Source organism: uncultured Legionella sp. (genome assembly GCF_937871865.1).
Classification (GTDB): Bacteria; Pseudomonadota; Gammaproteobacteria; order Legionellales; family Legionellaceae; genus Legionella.
Genome location: NZ_CALMPD010000300.1, coordinates 1 through 3,850, shown reverse-complemented (window position 1 = coordinate 3,850; position 3,850 = coordinate 1). Strand labels below are relative to the sequence as shown.

The following is a 3,850-nucleotide window of genomic DNA, read 5'->3' as shown; positions in this document are numbered from 1 at the left end:
ATAGATGACTTCCAAAGAATCTCGATTTAATTGATAAAAACAGATTGCACGTTGCTGTTTTAATTTTAATCAATATCAAAGACATCCTTTTATATACAAAAAGAGGATGTCACTAACATTGCAAATGGCTTCTGCTTGGTAAGTTTCAGCTTCGCCTTTGTAGTAATTCACTTTGTGAGAAAAACTATTAACAACATGATCACTGATTTTCAAATAACGATAATGTGCATAGCACATAAGATATAGTCTGGATAAATTCTTTTGTTTCATAGCGCGCAGACCGTAAACGGTATGGTACACAGCCAGATCAGCATAGTGCATTATATTTTGTTCTGAAATATCCAGCTCTTTGATTATTTCGATGGATCGTTGATATAGCGTTGATAAAAACAAGTGATTTTTAATTGAGGCATTAATTTCGCTCGTAGAGAAATCTTTTTGATCTTTTTTTACGGTCGTCAATTGATAAAACATTTTATCCTTTTCTAGGAAATTGGCTAATGACTCCCTGAGTGGCTTGTCCATTAAAGTGTATATTTTATTGCTTAATCTGGTTTTTTCGTCATTTAGGGCTTCCGAGATCATCTCTTGCAATGTTGTGTACGATGGTCTAATAATTTTGTGTTGATGGAAATATTCCAATAGCGAATCAAATACGTATTTGGGTGTAGCGTGTTGCTTAGTCAATTCCTTAGCATAACGAGCCGCTTTAGCTTTGTTATGACTCGAATAAATCGACATGTTATATTTTTTTAAAATAGCATTGCGATTATCATATTGGTATCGCTTGCTGACCTGCTTTTTTGGAAATTTCTCTGCTGGAAAAAATGTTTTGATAACATACCAGGTGTCCTGTCTAATTCCCTGGAACGTAAACTTATAAAAAAATTGCGTGATTCTAAAAAAACTAACTTGCAGAATGTAGTCAATCTTTTTAGGGACATCGTTGAAAGAATCAAGGTATGCTTTATCCTCCTCATCCAGTTCAAACACAAAAGGTCTGTCATTGTCTCCAAGTGAAGGTAATTTATATAATTTATTAAAATCATCACTTGAGAGTATTTTTAGTCGCGCCACTGGTTACTTTTGTATGCATTAAAACGGATGTTATTATACATCAGATTTGTTGCTCTATTACACTTTATATATTTATAGTTAACTGTATAATTAAACCTATTATTTTAGGTTAAACATTAACGGACTATTTTTTGAGTAAATTATGGCTAAAACAATTGCTTATCTTCGCACCTCAACTGACAAGCAAGATTTGAACAATCAGAAACTTGAGATTTTTGAGTTTGCCAAGAAAAATGAATTGCAGGTCGATGATTTTATTGAGATGACCATCTCAAGCAGGAAAACCAATAAAGAGCGCCGCATTGATGAAATGCTCTCAGTTTTGGATGATGCTGATACACTTATCGTTACTGAACTCAGTCGCCTTGGTAGAAGTACTGCAGAAGTCATAGGATTGGTTAATGAGTTGATAAAAAAACAAGTGCGAGTAATCGCTATCAAACAAAATTTGGATATTAAACAACATGACATGACCTCAAAAGTTATGATTACGTTGTTTTCACTATTTTCTGAACTTGAGCGTGACTTGATTAGTCTAAGAACTAAAGAGGCTCTTGCTGGTAAAAAAGCACAGGGAGTCCTATTGGGTAAACCAAAAGGTACCGTTCAAAAAAGTAAATTTGATAAGGACGTTGTTAAAATTAAAGAATTGCTAGTTTTGGGGTTATCAGTTAGAAAAATTGCGATTTTTTTAGGCTATACCAACCACATCGGTCTAAATACCTATATAAGAAAACGGCAATTACGTCCAGTGGTAGATTAGCTTACTAAGATACAAATTAAGAACAACAAGAGTCATGTGAGGAGTAGATGGAGATAGGTGATCTTAGGTATTTAATTCGGCCAGTGAAAACAGTAGATCTGGATCAATTATTTAGCATGTTAATTGATTTAGTGAAACATGAGGGCTCTTTTGAGCGTTTTAAACTAACCAGAGACCGTTTAGAAAATGAATTATTTGGCATTAATGCCGATTGGAATTGTTTGGTAGCAGTTGACCCTCACGAACAGTTACTTGGATTCTGTCTCTATACTTTTGCCAATATCAATAGAGCCTTTAATTTGAGCCCCATGATACAGGTTGATGATTTATATATAAGTCCTGAGTATAGGAACGCAAAAATTGGTTATAATTTGATTCATCAGCTCGCATTGATAGCGAAAAATAAAAATATTGGTCGTTTAAATGTATGGTGCATGAAGGACAATGAGCAAGGCCAAAACTTTTATCAAAAAATAGGCGCAGAGAAAAGAGACTTTATTGATGTTTATTCTATTCAAATAACTAATTTTTTTTGAGTGAGATATATGAATTTTATAAAAAAAATATTGCTCTAATTTACATGAGGTTATACAAGGTTTGATAGCTAATGAAAAAATCGATTTATTGGCTACAACTTAGGCTGGTAAAGGGTTATAAGGGCATGCTGGGAAATTTCGTACCTTTCTGCAAAGAACCCCAAGGTGCACCTAAGCCAGAAACATTCATCCACAAAGAGGTACTTAACTAAAACATGAAGTTACTGTGATTGCAGCTAACAACCGGTATAATACCCTTCTATATTTATCCAGTAGAGGATTCACTTTTGAATCACGATAATCAAACACCTTATGCACAACTTAATCCTGAATTCATTTTGGATGCCATAGAGCATATCGGTTTCCGTTGTTCAGGCAGCTTGCTTGCACTCAATAGTTATGAAAATCGCGTTTATCAAATAGGAATAGAAGATTCAGACCCCCTCATTGCCAAATTTTACAGGCCTCATCGCTGGAGCTCAGAAGCTATTTTGGAAGAACATCAATTCTCATTAGAATTAGCACACCATGAAATTCCAATTATTGCTCCTCTGCTTATAAACGATCAAACCTTACACCATCATAGTGAGTTTCGATTCGCTCTCTTTCCCAAACGTGGTGGCCACGCTCTTGAATTGGACAATAATGAACAACTCGAGTGGATGGGACGTTTTTTAGGACGTTTGCACAGAGTAAGCGCATGCCGGTCATTTCAGCATCGCAGCCAATTGAATGTTCAAAATTATGGACATAATCCGTATACACTGCTCCTGGAGAACAATTTTATTCCAGATTATTTAAAAGACAATTTTTGCAAAACAGTCGAAACCGCCCTGGAAAAAATAAAGCAAATCTTTCAAGAAATAGGTCAAGTGACTCAAATCCGCGTGCATGGCGATTGTCATGCTGGAAACGTGTTATGGAGCGAATCAGGACCTCATATTGTAGATCTGGACGATTGTCTCATGGGACCTGCAATACAAGATATTTGGATGTTACTTTCAGGCACACCAGAGCACATGGAACAACAACTGGACAAGATTCTACAAGGCTATAATGAGTTTCATCATTTTAATCCTAGCGAACGCCATTTAATTGAACCATTACGTACACTACGAATGCTGCATTATTCAGGTTGGCTCGCCAAGCGTTGGAATGATCCTGCATTTCCCTTGAGTTTTCCGTGGTTTAATACTCCAGCCCATTGGCAAAATCAGTTGGCAGATCTAAATGAACAAATTGAATTATTAGATAGAATTGAATGCTGGTAAGCCAGACTCGCTGCACGTACATGCAGCCTATTATTAACAATAAAAATTATGTACCGTTTTTACTTTTCTCTATCGCACTCCTATAATCAGTTAATATAGCGATTAAAGAGATAAAATGAGACTTAAGCTAATAATAGGTTTGCTTTTAATCACTCACCTTACGCACAGCACCTTGCCTCCTAACTAAAACTCATTAAAATTCT

The 3,850-nt window shown here is 35.5% G+C and carries 4 protein-coding genes; 3 read left to right on the top strand and 1 reads right to left on the bottom strand.

Going from position 1 to position 3,850, the window contains the following annotated elements; all coding sequences use genetic code 11:
* Window positions 1-75 precede the first annotated feature (75 nt).
* A complete protein-coding gene (locus Q0495_RS16300) occupies window positions 76-1,077 on the bottom strand; it encodes a DUF4158 domain-containing protein (RefSeq protein WP_298628257.1) in 1,002 nt (333 codons plus the stop codon).
* Window positions 1,078-1,219: 142 nt separating this feature from the next.
* On the opposite strand from Q0495_RS16300, the gene Q0495_RS16295 reads away from it, so the two are divergent.
* The 3 genes from Q0495_RS16295 (at window position 1,220) to Q0495_RS16285 (ending at window position 3,647) form a co-directional block, all read left to right on the top strand.
* Entirely contained in the window at window positions 1,220-1,840 is a 621-nt protein-coding gene (locus tag Q0495_RS16295) for a recombinase family protein (RefSeq protein ID WP_298628254.1), read from the top strand.
* Between the two features lie 47 nt (window positions 1,841-1,887).
* Window positions 1,888-2,376, top strand: a complete 489-nt coding sequence (locus tag Q0495_RS16290) for a GNAT family N-acetyltransferase (protein ID WP_298628251.1) — start codon at window positions 1,888-1,890, stop codon at window positions 2,374-2,376.
* Between the two features lie 287 nt (window positions 2,377-2,663).
* Complete coding sequence (locus tag Q0495_RS16285; protein WP_298628248.1) at window positions 2,664-3,647, top strand: serine/threonine protein kinase; 984 nt, start codon at window positions 2,664-2,666, stop codon at window positions 3,645-3,647.
* The last annotated feature ends 203 nt before the right edge of the window (window positions 3,648-3,850 follow it).

Bases quoted from the DNA above. Each gene is read 5' to 3' on its own strand.
- Q0495_RS16295 (WP_298628254.1), top strand. From the start codon at position 1,220: ATGGCTAAAACAATTGCTTATCTTCGCACCTCAACTGACAAGCAAGAT.
- Q0495_RS16290 (WP_298628251.1), top strand. From the start codon at position 1,888: ATGGAGATAGGTGATCTTAGGTATTTAATTCGGCCAGTGAAAACAGTA.